At 71.9% G+C, this 20,132-nt stretch carries 19 protein-coding genes; 5 read left to right on the top strand and 14 right to left on the bottom strand.

Going from position 1 to position 20,132, the window contains the following annotated elements; translation table 11 throughout:
* Positions 1 to 76 precede the first annotated feature (76 nt).
* The 4 genes from ACZ5VD_RS24930 to ACZ5VD_RS24945 all read right to left on the bottom strand — a co-directional run bounded on the left by ACZ5VD_RS24930 (position 77) and on the right by ACZ5VD_RS24945 (position 4,007).
* Complete coding sequence (locus tag ACZ5VD_RS24930) at positions 77 to 1,105, bottom strand: 6-phosphofructokinase (RefSeq protein ID WP_468549380.1); 1,029 nt, start codon at positions 1,103 to 1,105, stop codon at positions 77 to 79.
* 125 nt (positions 1,106 to 1,230) lie between these two features.
* Entirely contained in the window at positions 1,231 to 1,920 is a 690-nt protein-coding gene (locus ACZ5VD_RS24935; RefSeq protein ID WP_468549379.1) for a response regulator, read from the bottom strand.
* Positions 1,920 to 3,152, bottom strand: a complete 1,233-nt coding sequence (macS, locus tag ACZ5VD_RS24940; RefSeq protein ID WP_468683321.1) for a MacS family sensor histidine kinase — start codon at positions 3,150 to 3,152, stop codon at positions 1,920 to 1,922. Before macS ends, ACZ5VD_RS24935 begins: the two co-directional genes overlap by 1 nt.
* Before the next feature lie 36 nt (positions 3,153 to 3,188).
* Complete coding sequence (locus ACZ5VD_RS24945) at positions 3,189 to 4,007, bottom strand: lysophospholipid acyltransferase family protein (RefSeq protein ID WP_468549605.1); 819 nt, start codon at positions 4,005 to 4,007, stop codon at positions 3,189 to 3,191.
* 160 nt (positions 4,008 to 4,167) lie between these two features.
* Here ACZ5VD_RS24945 and ACZ5VD_RS24950 point away from each other — a divergent pair, with 160 nt between their 5' ends.
* Both ACZ5VD_RS24950 and ACZ5VD_RS24955 read left to right on the top strand, forming a co-directional pair.
* Entirely contained in the window at positions 4,168 to 4,947 is a 780-nt protein-coding gene (locus tag ACZ5VD_RS24950) for an alpha/beta hydrolase (protein WP_468683362.1), read from the top strand.
* Positions 4,940 to 5,566 (top strand): hypothetical protein, encoded by a 627-nt coding sequence (locus tag ACZ5VD_RS24955; protein WP_468683323.1) that lies wholly within the window; start codon positions 4,940 to 4,942, stop codon positions 5,564 to 5,566. The genes ACZ5VD_RS24950 and ACZ5VD_RS24955 overlap by 8 nt, the downstream gene beginning before the upstream one ends.
* Here the strand turns inward: ACZ5VD_RS24955 and ACZ5VD_RS24960 are convergent.
* From ACZ5VD_RS24960 to ACZ5VD_RS24985, 6 genes are all read right to left on the bottom strand, one after another.
* Complete coding sequence (locus tag ACZ5VD_RS24960) at positions 5,563 to 6,318, bottom strand: endonuclease/exonuclease/phosphatase family protein (protein WP_468549376.1); 756 nt, start codon at positions 6,316 to 6,318, stop codon at positions 5,563 to 5,565. The genes ACZ5VD_RS24955 and ACZ5VD_RS24960 overlap by 4 nt on opposite strands.
* Before the next feature lie 156 nt (positions 6,319 to 6,474).
* Entirely contained in the window at positions 6,475 to 7,428 is a 954-nt protein-coding gene (locus tag ACZ5VD_RS24965) for an ROK family glucokinase (protein WP_468549375.1), read from the bottom strand.
* 55 nt (positions 7,429 to 7,483) lie between these two features.
* Positions 7,484 to 7,981: a DUF5304 domain-containing protein gene (locus ACZ5VD_RS24970; protein ID WP_468549374.1), complete on the bottom strand. Its 498-nt coding sequence runs from the start codon at positions 7,979 to 7,981 to the stop codon at positions 7,484 to 7,486.
* Positions 7,982 to 8,038: 57 nt separating this feature from the next.
* Positions 8,039 to 9,217 (bottom strand): ArsA family ATPase, encoded by a 1,179-nt coding sequence (locus ACZ5VD_RS24975; protein WP_468549373.1) that lies wholly within the window; start codon positions 9,215 to 9,217, stop codon positions 8,039 to 8,041.
* A 116-nt stretch (positions 9,218 to 9,333) separates the two neighbouring features.
* Positions 9,334 to 9,777 carry an SRPBCC family protein gene (locus ACZ5VD_RS24980; RefSeq protein ID WP_468549372.1) on the bottom strand — a complete coding sequence of 148 codons (444 nt, stop codon included), beginning with the start codon at positions 9,775 to 9,777 and terminating at the stop codon, positions 9,334 to 9,336.
* 117 nt (positions 9,778 to 9,894) lie between these two features.
* A complete protein-coding gene (locus ACZ5VD_RS24985) occupies positions 9,895 to 10,650 on the bottom strand; it encodes a metallophosphoesterase family protein (protein ID WP_468683324.1) in 756 nt (251 codons plus the stop codon).
* Between the two features lie 359 nt (positions 10,651 to 11,009).
* Between ACZ5VD_RS24985 and ACZ5VD_RS24990 the strand changes: the two genes are divergently transcribed.
* Positions 11,010 to 12,806, top strand: a complete 1,797-nt coding sequence (locus tag ACZ5VD_RS24990; protein WP_468549370.1) for an AMP-dependent synthetase/ligase — start codon at positions 11,010 to 11,012, stop codon at positions 12,804 to 12,806.
* Positions 12,807 to 12,828: 22 nt separating this feature from the next.
* On the opposite strand, the gene ACZ5VD_RS24995 is transcribed toward ACZ5VD_RS24990, so the two are convergent.
* Together ACZ5VD_RS24995 and ACZ5VD_RS25000 are read right to left on the bottom strand one after the other, a co-directional pair.
* Entirely contained in the window at positions 12,829 to 14,466 is a 1,638-nt protein-coding gene (locus tag ACZ5VD_RS24995; protein WP_468683326.1) for a GMC oxidoreductase, read from the bottom strand.
* Between the two features lie 50 nt (positions 14,467 to 14,516).
* Positions 14,517 to 15,659, bottom strand: coding sequence for a glycosyltransferase family 4 protein (locus ACZ5VD_RS25000; RefSeq protein ID WP_468683328.1), 1,143 nt, complete (start codon positions 15,657 to 15,659; stop codon positions 14,517 to 14,519).
* Between the two features lie 128 nt (positions 15,660 to 15,787).
* Between ACZ5VD_RS25000 and ACZ5VD_RS25005 the strand changes: the two genes are divergently transcribed.
* On the top strand, positions 15,788 to 17,020 hold the full coding sequence (locus ACZ5VD_RS25005; protein WP_468683329.1) for a glycosyltransferase 87 family protein: 1,233 nt from the start codon (positions 15,788 to 15,790) through the stop codon (positions 17,018 to 17,020).
* On the opposite strand, the gene ACZ5VD_RS25010 is transcribed toward ACZ5VD_RS25005, so the two are convergent.
* Positions 16,984 to 18,297: an MATE family efflux transporter gene (locus tag ACZ5VD_RS25010; RefSeq protein ID WP_468683331.1), complete on the bottom strand. Its 1,314-nt coding sequence runs from the start codon at positions 18,295 to 18,297 to the stop codon at positions 16,984 to 16,986. The genes ACZ5VD_RS25005 and ACZ5VD_RS25010 overlap by 37 nt on opposite strands.
* 88 nt (positions 18,298 to 18,385) lie before the next feature.
* Here ACZ5VD_RS25010 and ACZ5VD_RS25015 point away from each other — a divergent pair, with 88 nt between their 5' ends.
* Positions 18,386 to 18,940 (top strand): PadR family transcriptional regulator, encoded by a 555-nt coding sequence (locus ACZ5VD_RS25015; protein ID WP_468683332.1) that lies wholly within the window; start codon positions 18,386 to 18,388, stop codon positions 18,938 to 18,940.
* On the opposite strand, the gene ACZ5VD_RS25020 is transcribed toward ACZ5VD_RS25015, so the two are convergent.
* On the bottom strand, positions 18,928 to 20,130 hold the full coding sequence (locus ACZ5VD_RS25020) for a hypothetical protein (RefSeq protein ID WP_468683334.1): 1,203 nt from the start codon (positions 20,128 to 20,130) through the stop codon (positions 18,928 to 18,930). The two genes, ACZ5VD_RS25015 and ACZ5VD_RS25020, sit on opposite strands and share 13 nt — an antisense overlap.
* Between the last annotated feature and the right edge of the window lie 2 nt (positions 20,131 to 20,132).

The raw sequence follows: 20,132 nt of genomic DNA on the forward strand, positions 1-20,132 counted from the left end.
GGGGAGGAACGGGACCATGGGCCGACCCTACGGCCCATGGTCCAGGTGCGCCGGTTCGGCGGAAGCCGGCCGGGGACTAGCCGAAGAAGACCCCCACCTCCTCGTACAGCTCCGGATCGACCGTCTTCAGCTGGGCGGTGGCCTCGGCGATCGGGACGCGGACGATGTCGGTGCCGCGCAGGGCGACCATCTTGCCGAAGTCGCGGTCGTGGACGGCCTCGATGGCGTGCAGGCCGAAGCGGGTCGCGAGCCAGCGGTCGAAGGCGCTCGGGGTACCGCCGCGCTGGATGTGGCCGAGGACCGTGGTCCGTGCCTCCTTGCCGGTGCGCTTCTCGATCTCCTTGGCCAGCCACTCGCCCACGCCGGACAGCCGCACATGGCCGAAGGAGTCGAGTGTGCCGTCCTTGAGGACCACGTCGCCGTCCTTGGGCATGGCGCCCTCGGCGACGACCACGATGGGGGCGTACGACGCCTTGAAGCGTGAGGTCACCCAGGCGCATACCTGTTCGATGTCGAAGCGGCGCTCGGGGATGAGGATGACGTTGGCGCCGCCCGCCAGGCCGGAGTGGATGGCGATCCAGCCGGCGTGCCGGCCCATCACCTCGCAGACCAGGACCCGCATGTGCGACTCGGCGGTGGTGTGCAGCCGGTCGATCGCCTCCGTGGCGATGCCGACGGCGGTGTCGAAACCGAAGGTGTAGTCGGTGCCGGACAGGTCGTTGTCGATGGTCTTGGGTACGCCGACGCAGGGCACGTCATACGCGTCGGACAGCCGGGCGGCGACGCCGAGGGTGTCCTCGCCGCCGATCGCGATGAGGGCGCCGACGTCCAGCCGGGCGAGGTTCTCCTTGATCCGGCGGATGCCGTCCTCCTGCTGGAGGGGGTTGGTGCGCGAGGAACCGAGGATGGTGCCGCCGCGGGGCAGGATGCCGCGCACCGCGGGGATGTCGAGCCGTACCGTCGCACCTTCGAGGGGCCCTCGCCAGCCGTCCCGGAAGCCGACGAAGTCGTAGCCGTACTCCTGCACGCCCTTGCGGACGATGCCCCGGATGACGGCGTTGAGCCCGGGGCAGTCGCCGCCTCCGGTCAGTACTCCGACGCGCATGGAAGTGTTCCCTTCGCCGCGGTTGCCTGATGGGATCACGCTAGTAGTGATCCAGGTCACACAGGGATGGGCGGGAGTGACAATTCCATTGAAAGGTCCGGGAGTTGATCTACCCGGCCGGCGGTCTACTCGTCGTCGAGACCGCGCTCTATCGCGTACCGCACCAGCTCGACCCTGTTGTGCAGCTGGAGCTTGCCGAGGGTGTTCTGCACATGGTTCTGGACCGTGCGGTGGGAGATGACCAGGCGTTCGGCGATCTGCTTGTAGCTCAGCCCCTTGGCGACCAGCCGCAGCACCTCGGTCTCGCGGTCGGTGAGCTGCGGCGCCCCCGGCCGGCCGGTGTCCGGGGCGGGCACCGGCTCCGCGGCCAGCCGCCGGTACTCGCCGAGGACGAGCCCGGCCAGGCCGGGGGTGAAGACCGGGTCGCCGACGGCCGTACGGCGGACCGCGTCCACCAGTTCGTCCGTCGAGGCCGACTTCAGCAGATAGCCGGTCGCGCCCGACTTCACCGCCTCCAGGACGTCGGCGTGCTCCCCGCTCGCGGACAGCACCAGGACACGCAACGCCGGGTTGGCGCCGACGAGTTCCTTGCAGACCTGGACACCGGGCTTGGCCGGCAGGTTCAGGTCGAGCACCAGCACATCGGGGGTGACGGCCTGGGCGCGCCGCACGGCCTGCTCACCGTCCCCCGCGGTGGCGACCACGTCGAAGCCCGACTCGCCCAGGTCGCGGGCGACCGCGTCCCGCCACATCGGGTGGTCGTCGACCACCATGACCCTGATCGGGCCCGGCTTTCCCTCGCCGCTGTCCGTCATCACTTCTCCGCCTTCCCCCGTGAAGAGCGCGTTCTCTTCGGCTCCTTCGGTACCTTCAGTTCCACTTCCGTGCCCTGGCCCGGCACCGAGATCAGTTCGGCGCTCCCCCCGAGCTCGCGCAGCCGGCCCCGGATCGACAGGGCCACCCCCAGCCGGCCCTCGCCCTCGGCCTGTGCCAGCCGGCCCTCGGGGATGCCCGGGCCGTCGTCCCGGACGGTCACGATCACCTCACCCGGCTCGTCCTCGACGAGGATCCAGGCGCGCGCGTCCTCCCCGGCGTGCTCGCGGACGTTGTCCAGGGCGGCGCCGACCGCGGCGGCCAGTTCGCGTGCCGCCGCCGGGGGCAGCGGCACCGGGGCGCCCGGTTCGGCGAGGTTGACCCGCGCCGCCGCGTACGGGGCGAGCAGCGCCCGCAGGTCGACGGGGGCGCCGTCGTCGTCCGGCTCCTCGACCGCCCGTACGACGGCTCCCTCGGCCGCGTTCTCCGACGCGTGGGAGACGGGCACCAGGCCACCGGAGACCAGCGTGCGCAGCGCGACCTCCTGCTCGCCCGCCATCCGGCCCAGCTCGGCCGCCTCGCCGCCGAGGACCGCACCGCGCCGCTGCACCATCGCCAGCACCTGGAGCACGCCGTCGTGGATGTCCCGGGCGAGCCGCTCCCGCTCCCTCGTGGCGGCCTCGATCTCCAGGGCGCGGGCGAGGGTGCGCTCGGAGGCGCGGGCGACCTCGACGACGTAGCCGATGGCGATGGAGGCGACCCAGACGAGGATCACGTTGTGGATGGTGTCGCGGGCCGGGGTGCCGCGCTCGACGATGTTGGCGACCGCGACCGCGGAGGAGGCGACCGCCGCCCAGCGCCAGCCGCCCTTGATGGCGAAGGCCAGCACGGAGCCCGCGGTCCATATCGACGGCAGCGTCGGGCCGCCCGACTGGATGCGTTCGTGGGCGTCGGCGAGGGGGGTGAGCAGGATGCCGGTGAGCGCGATGGTGAGGTCGGCGGCGAGGAAGCGCTTGGTGCAGCTGGCCGCGTTGGCGACCTTGGGCAGGGTGGCCAGGGTCCAGACGAACAGGACGCAGTAGTACGCGACGGCGATCCAGGGGCGGTCGAAACCGTCGTAGGCGGTGGCGAAGAACGCGACCGCGTACAGCATGGTGAGCACCCGGTAGCCGGCGAGCGCACGCCACAGCGGCAGCTCGACCGACATCCTCATGACCCGCTCGCGTTTCGGCATCTCCCCCACCACCACCCCCGGCCCGGACCTCCCGGGCTAGGACTCCGCTCTGTCCTTGCCGGCCGCGTCGGCTGCTTCCCTCGCGGCCTTCTCGGCTTTCTCGGCCTTCTCTTTCTCGGCCTGTTCCTTGACGGCCTGCGCCAGCGCGGCCCTGGCCGCCTTCTCCGCTTCCTTGTCGGCCTTCGCCGCGTCCGCGATCTGCCGCTTGGCGGCGGTCGCGTAGATGTCGACGTACTCCTGGCCGGAAAGCTTCATGATCTCGTACATGACCTCGTCGGTCACCGCGCGCAGCACGAACCGGTCGTGCTCCATGCCCTGGTAGCGGCTGAAGTCCAGCGGTGCGCCGATGCGGATGCCCGGGCGCATCAGCTTGGGCATCACCTTTCCGGGCGGCTGGATCTTCTCCGTGTCGATCATGGCGACCGGGACGACCGGCGCGCCGCTGGCGAGCGCCACGCGCGCGAGGCCGCCGGGCTTGCCCCGGTAGAGGCGGCCGTCGGGCGAACGGGTGCCCTCCGGGTAGATCCCGAACAGCTCCCCGCGCTCCAGCACGTCGATACCGCTCTTCACGGCCGCCTCGCCCGCGCCGCGCCCGCCGGAGCGGTCCACCGGGAGCTGGCCGACGCCCTTGAAGAAGGCGGCCGTCATCCGGCCCTTCACTCCGGGCGTGGTGAAGTACTCGGCCTTCGCGATGAAGGTGACCTTGCGGTCAAGGACCGCGGGCAGGAAGAACGAGTCGGAGAACGACAGGTGGTTGCTCGCCAGGATGGCGGCGCCCTCGGCCGGAATGTTCTCAAGGCCCTCCACCCAGGGCCTGAAGGCGACCTTCAGTGGCCCTCCGATGGCGACCTTCATCGTGCCGTACAACAACCGAGTGCCTCCTGTGTCTGTCGCTCAGACCTTAACCCGGAGCACTGTCAAAGAGCCCGACGGCCCTGGTCGGTGTCAGTGCGGTCGCGTACGGTGAAGGACACCTGGACTCGTTCACGCCCTTCTCATGAACAGGAGACCGAAGGTGCCGGTCCTCCCTGGAGCCGAGCCGTTCCGCCATGAGGGCGGGGAAGCGGGGGTCCTCCTCTGCCACGGCTTCACCGGTTCGCCCCAGTCGCTGCGCCCGTGGGCGGAGTTTCTGGCCGAGCGCGGTCTGACCGTCTCGCTGCCGCTGCTGCCCGGCCACGGCACACGCTGGGAGGACATGCAGCTCACCGGCTGGCAGGACTGGTACGCCGAGGTCGACCGCGAGCTGCGCGCCCTGCGCGAGCGGTGCGCGCAGGTGTTCGTCTTCGGCCTGTCGATGGGCGGCGCGCTCGCACTGCGGCTGGCGGCGAAGCACGGTGACGCGGTCAGCGGAGTGGTGACCGTCAACCCCGCCAACAAGGTGCACGGCGTGGCCGCGCACGCCCTTCCGGTGGTCCGCCATCTGGTCCCCTCCACCAAGGGGATCGCCAGCGACATCGCCAAGGAGGGCAGCGTCGAACTCGGGTACGACCGGGTTCCGCTGCACGCCGCGCATTCCCTGCGGCGGTTCTTCCAGTTGGTCGACGGCGAACTTCCGCAGGTCACCCAGCCGTTGCTGGTGCTGCGCAGCACCCAGGACCATGTGGTGCCGGCCGCGGACTCCGCGCGCGTGCTGAGCCGGGTCTCGTCCACGGACGTACAGGAGATCGTGCTGGAACAGAGCTACCACGTCGCGACGTTGGACCACGAGGCGGACCGGATCTTCGAGGAGAGCTACGCGTTCATCGGCCGCCTCGCCCCCAACATCGGCAAGGAAGGGACGGCCGCACGTGGCTGAGCACGACTCCGATCGCGAGGACCGTGAGGAGCGCGAGGACCGCGAGCCGAGCGAGCAGAACGTCCCGTTCGACGAGGAGGCCGCCTGGGCGGCCATCGTCGCCGGGTACGGCGACGAGCCGAAGGACCCGCCGGGCGCCAAGCCCTTCAAGTCGGTAGAGGATCTGGCGCTGCTGGAGTCCGACACCAACGAGACCGACGACGGCGGCCCCAAGGAGACCAGAGGCGCCACGGAGGTCAAGGAGGTCACGGAGGAGAAGCCCGCGAAGCCGCTGGGCGGCTCCGTCGCCTTCGCCCCCGGCGTCGGCCCCCGGGACTACAGCGTGTCCGAGCCGGTCGAGGAGAGCCTCGACGAGGACGAGGACGACGACGAGGGCCACTTCGTCCCGCCGGAGCCGCCGCCGCTGCCCGCCGCCGACCCCACCGCGAAGTTCGCCTGGCTGGGGCTGCTCGGCGGGCCGGTCCTGCTCCTGCTGGCCGTGCTGCTCGGCTGGGAGATGACCTGGTGGCTCGCCACGCTCGGCATCGGCGGCTTCCTGGGCGGCTTCGCCACCCTGGTGATGCGGATGCGGACGGACGACGAGGACGGCGACGACCCGGGGCGGGGAGCCGTCGTCTAGCTCGCGGGGACTCTGAGGGCGGCCAGGACGGGGAGATGGTCCGTGGCCGCCCTCAGGTCTGTCTCCGTCACCCCGGGATGGTCCAGCGGCACCCCGCAGCCGAGCACCTCGACGCCCTTCGTGGCGAAGAGCGCGTCGATGCGCTGATGGGGGGTGGTGCGCGTCCAGGTGTGCTCACCGCCCCAGGGAGCGGCGGTACGGCAGTCCTGGAGGCCCTCGGCGAGCCGGCCGAAGGCGCGTCCGCCGGGCCGCTCGTTCAGGTCGCCGCCCGCGACGGCGTGCTCCACCCCCATCCCGGCGAGCCGGTCGAGGAGCATGCCGGACTGCTCGTACCTCTCGTCCTTCTGGAGGGAGAGGTGGCAGCTGAGGACGCCGACGCGGGCGCGGGCGAAGCGGACGACCGCGGTGGCGAAGCCGCGGCGGTGCCGGCCGGGGGTGAGGGGCAGCAGCACGTCCTCGGTGCGTTCGACGGTGGCCCTCATGGAACAGAGCAGGGCGGGTCCCGCCGCCGTGCCGCCGCCGGAGAGGACCACCTGGCCGGACGCGGCGGCGAGGCGGGCGAGCTTCTTGCGCCAGCGGAAGAAGCGGGGGGCTTCCTGGACGAGGACCAGATCCGGGGCGCAGGCGGTGATGACGCGGGCGAGGGCGTCGGTGTCGTCGCGCATCGAGCGGATGTTGTAGCTCAGGACGCGGATGACGGCGGAACCGTCGGGCTCGGTACGGGAATCGGGGAGCGGGGAGGGCGTCGGCATGGGGTCAATTTACGCCGGGAGCGGGGTGTGGCCGCCCGATGACTCGGGGCGCGAGGCTGTGCGCGACCGACGGTTCGTCGTGGCCTGTCGCGCCCACGCGGCAAAGCCGCATGTTTATACAGCCCGCGCCCCCAGGTGGGCCCGGTCGCCGCCCGCTTACATGATCGGGTCGGGCTCCCGCGCCAGGTCCGCCGCTCCGACCAGGCCCGCCTTGTTGCCGAGTTGGGCGGCGATGACGTCCGCGACCGGGCGCCAGTTGCCGCCCACCAGCCAGCGCTTGTAGGACTTGCGGATCGGGTCCAGGACCAGCTCGCCCTCGTCCGAGAGACCGCCGCCGACGATGAAGGCGGAGGGGTCGAAGAGGGAGGCCAGGTCCGCGAGACCGGCGCCGGCCCAGCGGGCGAGTTCGCGGTAGGAGTCGACGGCGACCAGGTCGCCCTGACGGGCGGCCATGGAGATGTGCTTGCCCTCGATGCCCTCGGGGGTACCGTCGCCGAGGCCGAGCAGGATGTCGGCGTTCTCGGGGGTGGCGTTGGCGCGCTGCTTGGCGTATCTCACGAGGGCGCGGCCGGAGGCGTACTGCTCCCAGCAGCCCTGGCTGCCGCAGCCGCACAGCAGTCCGTCGGGGACCATGCGGATGTGGCCGAACTCGGCGGCCACGCCGAAGTGGCCGCGGCGCAGCTTGTTGCCGATGATGATGCCGCCGCCCAGGCCGGTGCCGAGCGTGATGCAGATGACGTTGCGGTGGCCCTTGCCGGCGCCGAACTTGTACTCGCCCCATGCGGCCGCGTTGGCGTCGTTCTCGACGACGACCGGAAGGCCGACGCGGGCCTCGACCTTCTCCTTCAGCGGCTCCTGGCGCCAGTCGATGTTCGGCGCGAAGTACACCGTGGAGCGCTGGCGGTTGACGTAGCCGGCGGCTCCGATGCCCACGCCGACGATCTCGTGCCCGGCACGCGCGCCCTCCACGGCCGAGGAGATCGCGTCCACGATGCCCTCGGGCGTGCCCGGGGTCGGCACCTTGTGCGTCGAGAGGATGTTGCCTTCCTCGTCGACCACACCGGCCGCGATCTTCGTGCCGCCGATATCGACGCCGATGGTGAGTCCCATGAATCCCTCAGTTTCGGTCGAGCCCCGCTACGGCCAACCGTACCCGAGGGGGGCATCAGTCCAAGTCGATGCGTTCACCGGGACCGGGCTCGTCTCCCCGGTCGCCGCGGTGGCCGTCCGGGTCGTGCGGACCGGCCTGGCGGGTCGTCCAGCGCTGTTCCTGGGCCTCGACGGCCGAGCGGTAGGCGGCGAGCAGTTCGCCGCCCGCGGCGGCCAGGTGGTCGAAGACGTCCGGGTTGCGCTCGATGACCGGTTCGACGGCCGCCCTGGCCTGCTGCACGACCTGCTTGACCACCTGCTGGGCGGCGGGTCCGGCGACCGCGCCGAGCAGCGGCGACTGGAGGCCGGACAGCTTGTCCGTGACGGTGTCCACGAGCTTGCGCAGTTCTTCGGCGGCGGAGACCGGAGGCCGGCCGTACTCCGCGTGGCGGCGGGCCTTCTCGGCCGCGAGGTCCTCGGCGCACGCCGTCGCCCACGCGTCGGCGTCGGTCGCCCGCACCTCGTCGACAGCCTCGCGCCCGGCGGGGTCGGACGGGGGGAGCTCTTCGCTCATGACGGACTCCTGACTACGGTTCGTCCCTACGACGTTACCCGAACGGGCGTACACGGTTCACCGGGTCTGCGGCCAGAGATCCGGGTCGGGCACGAACCGGATCCGCAGCTCGCCCTCCCGCAGGGCGGCGCCGTCGACGGAGCAGCGGCGCAGGACGGACGGCAGCGGGACGATCCGGCGGAACGGGCCCACGCTGACGACGAGTTCGTCGCCGCGCCGGATCAGGTCCAGTTCGTCGCGTATCGCGCCCGGCAGCGGGATGTGCCAGACGTAGACCCGGCCGCCGTCGGCGTCGGGCTGCTCGTCGGTGACGGACCACTCGACGGTGACGGCACCGGTCCCGGCCCCGGGGGCGGCGAGGGCGGACAGGTCGTCGGCGCCGCGCGGGTCCCGGCCGAGGTGGGCGAGCGCCCGGACGTCGTGGGACTCCTGCCACTCCGCGAGGGTCTTGCGCTGCTGGGCGACGGACCCGGCGAGCCAGCCGTCCCCGGCGGCCTCCGGCAGGACCCGGTTCGCGACCAGGACGTCGGGGCGCAGGCCGCGCAGGGCCAGGCCGAGGCCGGCGGTGCGGACGGCGTCGGCGCCGGCCGGGGAGGGCTCGGCGACCAGCCGTACGACGGTGTTCCGGTCGGCGAGGACCGCGTCGACGGCGGCGAGTTCGACGTCCCAGCGGGCGGCGGTCTCGTACAGCCACTGCGCCGGCATCGGGATGCCGGCCAGCCGGCCGAGGACCGGGCGCAGGGCGCGGGCCGCCTGGCGTTCGGGCGGGAGCAGGCGGCGCAGATAGCGGCGCAGTTCCTCGGGGAGGGCGAGCAGGGCGAGGGTCTGCGGGATGGGCGGCAGGTCGACGACGAGCAGGTCGTGTGCCTCGGCGAGGGCCGCGTCCCGCAGCGCGCGCAGCAGGGTGAGCTCCTCGGCGCCGGGGAGGGGCGTGACCTCTTCGGGGTCCAGGCGGGAGGCGCCGAGCAGGTCGAGGACGGAGGAGGCGCGGTCCTGGAAGGCGGCCAGGTCGTCACGGAATCCGGCGGTGGCGTCGGGGCGCCACGCGGTGAGGTTCTCAGCGACCCGCACCGGCGCGGGGCCGGTCGGGGTGGAGAGCACCGCGCCGAGGGTGTCGGCGCGGTCGGCACTGAGGACGAGGGTGCGGGTGCCCGCCCGGGCGGCGGCGAGTGCGGTGGCGGCGGCGACCGTCGTACGACCGCTGCCGCCGGGGCCCGTGATCAGGATGGTGCGCATGGAGGTGAACGCTACCTCCGCGTACCGGCGCTCCTCGCCGCGGCGGGGAGCGGCGCCCGGCCCCGGCTCCCCCGCCCGCTCCTACGACCGCACCCGCGCCTGTCCGGTGCCGGTGCCTACTTCTCGCCCGACTCCACCCGCTTCTTCAGCCCGGCCAGCGCCCGGTCGATGATGACCTTCTCCGCCTTGCGCTTGATCATGCCGAGCATCGGGATCTTGACGTCGACGGTGAGCAGGTACGTCACCTCGGTCGCGCCGGAGCCCGCCGGCTTGAGGAGGTACGAGCCGTCGAGGGAGCGCAGCATCTGGGACTTCACCAGGGTCCAGGAGACCTCGTTGGCGCCGGTCCAGGTGTAGCCGAGGACCTGGTCGTCCTTGATCGCCCCGGCGTCCATGACCAGGCGGACCTGTTCGGCGCGCCCCTGGCCGTCGGTCGCCAGGACCTCGGCCTCCTTCACCTCTCCGGTCCAGTCCGGGTAGCGGGCGAAGTCGGCGATCACCGCCATGACGTCGGCCGGTGCCGCCTCGATCGTGATGCTCGAACTGGTGTGTTCCGCCATCGCCGTGGCTCCTCCAGGTGCGGGCCGGTAGGGAGTGCCGCCGTGCACAACCCTGCGCACGTGTGTGCAGCGTGAAGGCTACCGCGCAGGCGACCGGCCGACTTCACCGGGAACCGCTCACCATTCCAGCGCCCAGGGCCGGCCCGTGCCCGCGAAGTGCCCCACGTTGACGCACTCGGTCGCGCCGATCCGCATCCGCCGGACCAGTGGCTGGTGGACGTGGCCGAACAGCGCGTACCGGGGGCGGGTACGGCGGATCGCGTCCAGGAGTGCCGGGCTGCCCCGCTCGAAGCGGCGCGCGACGGTGTCGTAGACCAGCTCGGGCACCTCCGGCGGGATGTGTGTGCACAGGACGTCGACCTCGCCGACCGCCTCGATCTTGGCCGCGTACTCCTCGTCGCTGATCTCGTACGGCGTGCGCATCGGGGTCCTGAGGCCGCCGCCGACGAAGCCGAAGACCCGGCCGCCGATCTCGACGCGCTCGCCGTCCAGCACGGTCGTGCCGGGTCCGGCGTACTCCGGCCACAGGGCAGGCATGTCGACATTGCCGTAGGTCGCGTACGTCGGGGACGGGAACGCCGCGAACAGCTCGGCGTACTGCTTGCGGACCGCCTGCTCGATCACGTCGGCCCGCCTCTCGCCGACCCCCGCCCACAGCCGGGCGCCGAACTCGCGTGCCTCCTCGAAGCGGCGGGCGGTGCGCAGTTCGACGATGCGGTCGGCGTTCTCCACGCCGAAGAGGTCGGGGAAGATGCCGCGCGCGTGGTCGTGGTAGTCGAGGAAGAGGACGAGGTCACCCAGGCAGATCAGGGCGTCCGCGCCCTCTCCGGCCGCGGCCAGGGCACGGGCGTTGCCGTGCACGTCACTGACCACGTGAACGCGTGTCCTCCGGTTACCGACTGGTGTGGGTGCCATGACGATCAAGGGTAAGCGTGTGCGGCATACGTGAACAGTGGCGACCGCACGCCCGGTTACTGGCCAGTCAATTAGTAGGTGGACTACTGTGCGGCAAAGGAAACCCCATCTGTGTGACGCGGCGAACATCTCGCCGGGACCCCCTGTCGTAGAGGCCATACCGGCGGGTAACGTCCGGTCGGTCCAGTCGTGCTCAGGATTTCAACCACCGGGCCCCACGGCCCGGAGGGGAAGCTCTGAGCACCTGCCCGAGCCGTGGACCGCACCGTCGCATCACACAACGTCGTGGCGCCGGCGCCCTATGAGGAGCAGCAGTCTTGCGCGAGTTCAGCCTTCCGGCTTTGTACGAGGTCCCTGCGGACGGCAATCTCACCGACATCGTCCGGAGAAACGCCGCGCAGCATCCTGATGTCGCCGTGATCGCCCGCAAGGTCGGCGGTGCCTGGCAGGACGTCACGGCGACCGCCTTCCAGGCCGAGGTGCACGCGGCTGCCAAGGGGCTCATCGCCGCCGGCGTCGAGCCCGGCGACCGGGTCGCCCTGATGTCCCGCACGCGGTACGAGTGGACGCTCCTCGACTTCGCGATCTGGAGCGCGGGCGCGGTCACCGTGCCGGTGTACGAGACCAGCTCGCCGGAGCAGGTCCAGTGGATCCTCGGCGACTCGGGCGCCACCGCCTGCATCGTCGAGCTCGACGGCCACACGGCCGCCGTCGAGTCGGTGCGTGACTCCCTGCCCGCCCTCAAGCACATCTGGCAGATCGACGCCGGTGGCGTGGACGAGCTGGGGCGCCTCGGCCAGGACGTCGCCGACGAGACGGTCGAGGAGCGCAGCTCGCTCTCCAGGGCCGACGACCCGGCGACCATCGTGTACACGAGCGGCACCACGGGCCGGCCCAAGGGCTGTGTGCTGACCCACCGCAGTTTCTTCGCCGAGTGCGGGAACATCGTGGAGCGGCTGCGCCCCCTGTTCCGTACGGGCGAGTGCTCGGTGCTGCTCTTCCTGCCGCTCGCGCACGTCTTCGGCCGGCTGGTGCAGATCGCGCCGATGATGGCGCCGATCAAGCTGGGCACCGTCCCGGACATCAAGGACCTCACCGACGAGCTGGCCGCGTTCCGGCCGACGCTGATCCTCGGTGTGCCGCGCGTCTTCGAGAAGGTCTACAACTCGGCGCGCGCCAAGGCGCAGGCGGACGGCAAGGGCAAGATCTTCGACAAGGCCGCGGACACCGCGATCGCGTACAGCAAGGCGCTGGACACGCCCTCGGGCCCGTCCCTCGGTCTGAAGATCAAACACCGGACCTTCGACAAGCTCGTCTACAGCAAGCTGCGCGCGGTCCTCGGCGGCAAGGGCGAGTACGCGATCTCCGGCGGCGCCCCGCTGGGCGAGCGCCTCGGGCACTTCTTCCGCGGTATCGGCTTCACGGTCCTGGAGGGCTACGGCCTGACCGAGTCCTGTGCCGCGACCGCGTTCAACCCCTGGGACCGGCAGAAGATCGGCACGGTCGGCCAGCCGCTGCCCGGCTCGGTGGTCCGGATCGCGGACGACGGCGAGGTGCTGCTGCACGGCGAGCACCTGTTCAAGGAGTACTGGAACAACCCGGGCGCGACCGCCGAGGCGCTGGCCGACGGCTGGTTCCACACCGGTGACATCGGCACCCTCGACGAGGACGGCTATCTCCGGATCACCGGCCGTAAGAAGGAGATCATCGTCACCGCGGGCGGCAAGAACGTCGCCCCGGCCGTGATCGAGGACCGGATCCGCGCGCACGCGCTGGTCGCGGAGTGCATGGTGGTCGGCGACGGGCGGCCCTTCGTGGGCGCGCTGATCACCGTCGACGACGAGTTCCTGGGCCGCTGGGCCGCCGAGCACGGCAAGCCGGCGGGTGCCACCGCGGCGTCGCTGCGTGAGGACGCGGACCTGCTGGCCGCCGTCCAGTCGGCAATCGACGACGGCAACGCCGCGGTGTCGAAGGCGGAATCGGTGCGGAAGTTCCGCATTCTGTCCTCCCAGTTCACGGAGGAGTCGGGCCACCTCACGCCGTCCCTGAAGCTCAAGCGCAATGTGGTGGCGAAGGACTACGCGTCCGAGATCGAGGCCATCTACCAGAAGTAGCGGTCCCCCTTCCCACGAAGCCTCATGGCGCGGTGTCCTCGGCGAGGACCCGCGCCATCGTGCGTTCGGCGAGCGCGGTGATCGTCACGAACGGGTTCACGCCGATGGAGCCGGGCACGAGCGAGCCGTCGGTGACGTACAGCTTCGAATACCCCTTCACCCGGCCGTAGTTGTCGGTCGCCTTCCCCAGCACGCAGCCGCCCAGCGGGTGGTACGTGAAGTTGTCGGCGAAGACCTTGTTGGAGGAGCCGAACAGGTCGTAGCGGTAGATGGTCGAGTTGGCCGCGTTGATCCGGTCGAACAGCTTCTTGGCCATGGCGACGGAGACCGCGCTGTGGGCGGCGGTCCAGCCGAGTTTCACGCCTCCGGTACCGCTGTCGTAGGAGAACGTGGCGCGGGAGGGGTTCTTGGTGATCGCCAGATAGAGGCTGACCCAGTGCTCCAGGCCCGTCGGCAGCGGGGCGATCTCCGCGAAGACGGGATTGGCGGTGTTGGCCCAGTCGTCGATGCCCATGACCGGCATGGTCGACTGGTTGGCCCCGACGGTGTCCCACAGGTGGTTGGCGCGGCCGAGCATCACGTTTCCGTTGGTGCCCCAGCCGGCGCCGACGCTCGCGTCGAGGGCGGGCAGGGCGCCCGTCTCCCGGGCGCGGACGAGGAGTTCGGTGGTGCCGACGCTGCCGCCGCCGAGGAAGAGGTACGTGCAGCCGTACTGCTTGGTCTCGACGACCGTGCCGGTGGTGTCGATGCGGTCGGTGGTCAGGACGTACGTCCCGTCGGCGGCCCGGCTGACGGTCCGCACCCGCTCCATGGTCTGGATGGTGACGTTCCCGGTGCCGAGCGCGGCGGCGAGGTAGGTCTTGTCGAGGCTCTTCTTGCCGTGGTTGTTGCCGTAGATGACCTCCTGGCCGAGGGCGGACTTGGTGGCGGTGCCGGCGGCCTCGCGCTGCATGTAGCCGAAGTCGTAGACGCTGGGTACGAACGTGGTCTTCAGGCCGGTGTTGGCGGCGTGCTTCCGGGAGATCCGGCTGAACCGGTACCACTCGGTCGACTCGAACCAGGCGGGGTCGACGCTGTTGACGCCGAGCATGGTGCGGGCACGCGGGAAGTACGTGCTGTACATCTCGGTGGTGTCGACGGTCGGGAACTGTTCGGCGAAGTAGGACTGGAGCGGGGTGACCGCCATCGAGCCGTTGACCAGGGAGCCGCCGCCGACCCCGCGGCCCACGAAGACGGACATGTCGGCGAAGTGCAGTCGGTCCAGGACTCCGGGGTAGGGGCTGATGTCCTTGTTGACGACGTCCAGCCACAGGAAGGTGGCGAGCGGCGCCTCGGTGCGGGTCCTGAACCACATGGAGCGCTGGTCGGGGTTGGCGGTGTTGCAGAAGATCTTGCCGTCCGAGCCGGGGGTGTTCCAGGCCCGGCCCATTTCGAGGACGAGGGTGCGGATGCCCGCCTGGCCGAGCCGGAGCGCGGCGACGGCACCGCCGTAGCCCGAACCGACCACGATGGCGGGGGCGTTGTCGACGGCGGCGGGCTCGGCGCCCGTGGCCGTCTGGAGACCGATGCGGGTGAGACCGGACGCGGCGGCGGTCTGCAGGGCCACCATGCCCAATATGTGACGTCTCGTCAGCTGACGCTGCATCAGTTTTGCTGTCATGTGCGCAGCATGTGCGGATTTCTCGGTTCAGACCAGACCTACCGCCCGGTTCAGAGCAGCGTTTTGAGTTTCTCCGCCAGCAGGTCCCAGCGCCACTTCTCCTCGACCCAGGCCCGGCCGCGCTCCCCCATGTCGCGCCGCAGCTCGGCGTCCTGGAGCAGGACGAGGATCCGGTCGGCGGCCTCCTCGGCCGAGCCGCCCCGCACGACCCAGCCGGTCTCCCCGTCGAGGACGGCGTCCGGGGCGCCTCCGGAGTCGCCGGCGACGACGGGCAGCCCGGTCGCGGAGGCCTCCAGGTAGACGATCCCGAGCCCCTCGACGTCGAGCCCGCCGCGCCGGGTCCGGCAGGGCATGGCGAACACGTCACCGGCGCCGTAGTGCGCGGGCAGCTCCGGCCAGGGCACCGCGCCGGTGAAGCGGACGGAGTCGGCGACCCGGGTCTCCCGCGCCAGCTTGCGCAGTTCCCTCTCGTACGGGCCGCCGCCCACGACCAGCAGCACGGCGTCCGGCTCGACGGCCAGGATCCTGGGCATCGCCAGGATCAGCGTGTCCTGCCCCTTGCGCGGCACCAGCCGCGAGACGCACACGATCACCGGCCGCTCGGTCAGCCCGAGCCGCGCCCGGACCTCGGCGCCGCCCGAGCCGGGATGGAAGGTCCCCTCGTCGACGCCGGGCGGCAGTTGGACCATCCGGGACGCCGCGTCCGGGGTCAGCGCGGCGGCGATCCGCGAGCGCGTGTACTCGCCGAGGTAGGTGAGGGTGTCGGTGGACTCCCCGATCCGGCGCAGCAGTTGCCGCGCGGCGGGCAGCTGGGCCCATCCGGCCTCGTGCCCGTGGGTCGTGGCCACCAGCCGCTCGGCGCCCGCCTTCCGCAGCGCCGGCGCCATCAGCCCGAGCGGCGCCGCGGCCCCGAACCACACCGAACCGCAGCCGTGCTCGCGCAGCAGCCGGGCGGCCCGCCGGGTCACCGCGGGTGTCGGCAGCAGCATGGTCGTCGCGTCCCGTACGACGGTGAAGGGCTGCTCGGCGTCGAAGGCGGCGGTGGCCTCGGCGCCCTCCCGGCCGCGCTTCCACGTGGAGGCGTAGACGACGACCTGCTCCGGGTCGAGCCGCAGCGCCATGTTGTGCAGGAACGCCTGGATGCCACCGGGCCGGGGCGGGAAGTCGTTCGTGACGATCAGGGTCTTGTGCATCGCCGCAGACCCTATCGAACCGCCTGCTCACAGCGGGGCTCGGCGGTGTTTATGGCACGCTCACAGGAGGGGACGACATCATGTTCCCCTCTTTTGTGTCTGCGGAAATCGAACGGGCAGGGGATCACGTGGAGACGACGGGTACGCGGCGGTCGCTGACGTGGCTGCTCCCGACCTGGGGCGTGACCAGGCTGCTGCTGTTGCTCTTCGTCTTCAAGGTGTACGTCTTCCCGGGCCCGGACGTCACCAGTGACGTGTCGGTGATCTACCAGGGCTGGTACGACGTGCTGCGCACCGGCACGTTCCCGCTGGACGACGTGACCTGGCAGTACCCGCCCGCAGCGGCCCTCCCGATCCTCGCCCCCGGCCTGCTGCCCTTCCTGGACTACGCGTCCGCCTTCTTCGTCCTCGCCTTCCTCGCCGACCTGGTCGCGCTGGGGCTGCTGCTGTACGCGGGCCGGCGTCCGGGACGGCGGCTGCGGGGAGCGTGGGTGTGGGTGATCGGCGTACCGCTGCTCGGCCCCACCGTCTACGCCCGCTACGACGTGATGGTCACCGCGGTCGCGGTCGCCTCCCTCCTCGCGGGCGCCCGGCATCCACGGCTGATGGGTGCCCTCGCGGGCTTCGGGGCGATGCTGAAGGTCTGGCCGGCGCTGGTGCTCCTCGGGGTCCGGGGGCGCGGCGCCTGGGCGTGGGCGGTGGGGACCGTCGCCGGGCTGGCCGCGCTGTTCGCCGTGACGATGCCCGGCGCCTTCGCCTTCCTGACCTTCCAGCGCGACCGGGGCACCGAGGTGGAGTCGCTGGGCTCGCTGGTCTTCCACGTGGCCCGGCACCACGGCTGGGACGGCCAGGTGCTGCTGAACTACGGCTCGGTCGAGTTCCTCGGCCCGTGGGTGTCGGACGTGAGCACGGCCGCGCTGGGCCTGACCGGCGTGGCGTTCGGCTGGCTGCTGCTGTGGCGGCTGATGGCCACCCGGTTCGAGGCGCACACGGCGGCCGACGCGGCCTTCGTGGCGGTGCTGATGTTCACCGTGACCAGCCGGGTGATCAGCCCGCAGTACATGGTGTGGCTGGTCGGGGTGGCGGCGGTCTGTCTGTGCTTCCGGGCCAGCCGGATGGGCGTGCCGGCCGGCCTGGTGCTGGTGGCGTGCTTCGTGACGGTCCTGGAGTTCCCGCTCTGGTTCGGCGACGTCGTGGCGAGCACCCCGCTCGGCGTCACCCTGCTGGCCGTCCGCAACGGCCTGCTGGTCGTCGCGGCCGTCCTCGGCGCCCGTGCGCTGTGGCGCGCCACGGTGCCGGGGCCCGTCCCGGCCGAGGTGCCCGATCAGGCCGCCCGCGCCAAGGAGACGTCGGCCTCCTGACGCCGGGCCCCGCGCAGCAGGAAGGGCACCGCCCCGCACTGCACCGCCATGGCCGCCGCCAGCGCCAGGCACACCCCCGGCAGCCCGAGGCCCGTCAGGCCGTACGCCAGGGGCAGCTGGACCGCCGTGCCGAGCACCGTCACCCGGAGCAGCGCCGGCGCTCCCCCGCTGCCCTCGAAGACCCCGCCGACCGCGATGAAGCAGGCCATCAGCAGCAGGTAGGGGCCCACGCAGCGCAGGAACAGCGTGCCGTCGTGGGCGACGGCGGGCCCGGCGCCGAAGGCGGTCATGATCCAGGGGGCCGTCACCGCCAGCAGGACGGCCGCCGCCAGCCCCACGGCCCCCGACAGCAGCACGGCCTGCCGTCCGATCTCCCGGCGCGCGTCCCGCCCGGCGCCCGTGGTGTGCGCGGTGTGGATGGAGGCGGCCTGCCGAATGGCGTAGAAGGCCATGGTGGCGACGTACATGACCTTGTACGCGATCGTGTAGGCGGCGACCGCCGTCACCCCGAGCCGGGCCACGATCGCGACCAGCGCGAGCGCCCCGGTCTGCCGCACGGTGAAGTCGGCGGACATCGGCAGCCCGGTCCGCAGCGTCCGCCGTGCCGCCCTGCGGGTGCCCTCCGTGGGCCGGGTGCCCGCGCACTCCCGCAGCAGTGTGTTCCGGCGCAGGGCGAGCAGGCCCGCCCCCAGCGCCAGGGACCGGCACAGCACGGTGGAGACGGCGGCGCCACGGACGCCGTAGCGGTGGACGAGGAACGGGTCGCAGACCAGGATCAGGCCGTTGGTGAGGAGGGCGAGCCGCATCGGGGTCCTCGTGTCGCCGGTGCCCTTGAGGATGCCGTCGACGAGGTTCTGGGCGAAGAAGACGGCGATGCCCGGCATAGAGATCGCGAGGTAGGCCACCGCGAGCGACAGGGCGGCACCCTCGCCCAGCACCAGCCGGGACAGCGGCTCCCGCAGCAGCAGCCCGCCCGCCACGACCACCGGCGTGACCAGCGCGCACAGCGCCCAGCCGCCGCGCACCGCCGCCCGCACCGCACCCGGATCCCGGGCACCCCTGGCCCGCGCGACCAGCACGGTCGTACCGGATCCGAAGACCAGGGCGACACCGAGCAGCACGTTCTCGGTGTTGGTCGCCACCGCGACGGCGGCGACGGCGGGGCCACCGAGCCGGGCCACCCAGAGGGTGTTGATGATTCCGGCGGCCACCGAGGCCAGCAGCCCGAAGTAGACGGGATGGGCGAGCGAGACGAGCTGCCTGCGGTCGGCGTTCACCGGAGTTCCCCCTCTTATCGAGCTACCTCTAAACGAGGTAGCTCGATAAGAGGTAACATACGGGCACGACACCCGCAAGGAGGAACCGGTGCTGGAGCTGTCGATCCTGGGCTTCCTGGCCGAACAACCGCTGCACGGCTACGAGTTGAAGGAACGCATCAAGGCGCTCAGCGGCCATGTCCGCCCGGTCAGCGACGGCGCCCTCTACCCGGCGATCACCCGCCTGGTGACCGCGGGCCGACTGGACCAGCACACCGAGCCGGGCACCAGCGCGGTCCCGCGCCGGACGCTGTCCCTGACCGACGAGGGCCGGGCGGATCTGCTGGAGCGCCTGCGGCACCCGAAGCCGGTGGAGATCAGCGACCAGGTGCGCTTCAACACGCTCCTGGCGTTCCTGCGGCACCTGCCCGACCGCGGGGAGCAGGCCGCGGTGCTGCGCCGCCGGCTGGACTTCCTGGAGACGCCCGTGAGCTTCTTCTACGAGGAGGGCAGACCGGTCCGGGCGGAGGAGTCCGGCGACCTGTTCCGGGAGGGCATGCTGCGGGTGGCGCGGGCGACCGGCCGGGCCGAGCGGGCGTGGCTCAAGGAAGCCGTCGCGCGGCTGACCGAGGAGGACGCGGCCCGGCCCGATCAGCCCAGCTGATCCCGCAGATAGTCCCGCCACCACACGGTGAACTCCCCCGGTGTCGTGTCGAGCACCTTCTTCATCGCGTCCTCGACTGCCCCGGGCCGCTTCTCGTGCGTTCCCACGGCCCGGTAGAACTCCCCGAGCCGCGCCTCGCCCCAGCGCTCGGCGATCATCCGGCAGGCCATCCAGCCGCTCTCGTAGGCCCGTGCCAGGCCGGTCGCGTCGCCGCTGAAGCCGAAGTCCCGGTCGGACGGCAGCGCGGCCGGCACCCTGCCCTCGGTCACGGCGTCCCACAGCTCGGGCGCGGCCTGCACCGGCGTACGCCCGCTGCCGCGGTAGCCGATCCAGTCGGCGTACCCCTCGGACAGCCACAGGGGGGTCGCGGGGGTGGTGTGGGCGCGGGTGGCGACATGGGTGGTCTCGTGGGTGAGGACGACCTGCTTGCCGACGGCGCCGAGGACGCCGTACGCGTCGGGGTTGACGATGATCCGGTCCGCGGGTGCCCGGGCCGGCGCGCCCGTCTCGCCGGTGGTGACCGCCGCGATCCCCCGGTAGGAGGAGGCGGGCGAGGCCAGCAGTCCCGCCATGCCCTCCAGCGACCTCGGTACGAGCACGACGACGTGCCGGGGCCAGTCGGTGCCCCAGGCGTCCGACACGGCCGGTACCGCGCGGTCCGCGAGATCGGCGTAGGAGTGCAAGGCCTCCCCGGACTGTCCGACCCCGAGGACGAGGCTGTGCGCACCGCGGACGGCCATCACCTCGCCCTGGTCCCACAGCTGGTCGGCGGACTTCTCCGCGGGCCGCTCGGCGTCCACGTACCACCGGCCGCCCGCGTCCAGACTCAGGCGCAGGGTGCGGGCGACGGTGACCGGGGCCCGGTCGTAGCCCTGGACGCGGTAGCCGAGTTCCGCCTCGGCGGTGGCGGTGTCACCGGTGCGGTGCAGGGCGGTGAGGCGGTAGGACCAGTCGGCGAGCGGGACGGCGGTGAGGTTCTCGAACCAGCTCAGCGCGCCCGTCCGGGTGAACGCCGCCCGGTCGCGGTCCAGGACCGCGGTCGCCCGCCGGTCCAGGACCCGCTGCACATCGGCCCGCGCGCTGTCGGTGGCGGACCTCCCGCCGCAGCCGGCCAGCAGGGCGAGCAGCCCTGCGAGCAGCAGGCACAACGCCACGGCCCCGCGTCCCGACGCCCGCCCTCGACCAGCCACGT

The sequence above is a fragment of the Streptomyces sp. NPDC032822 genome, assembly GCF_055578825.1.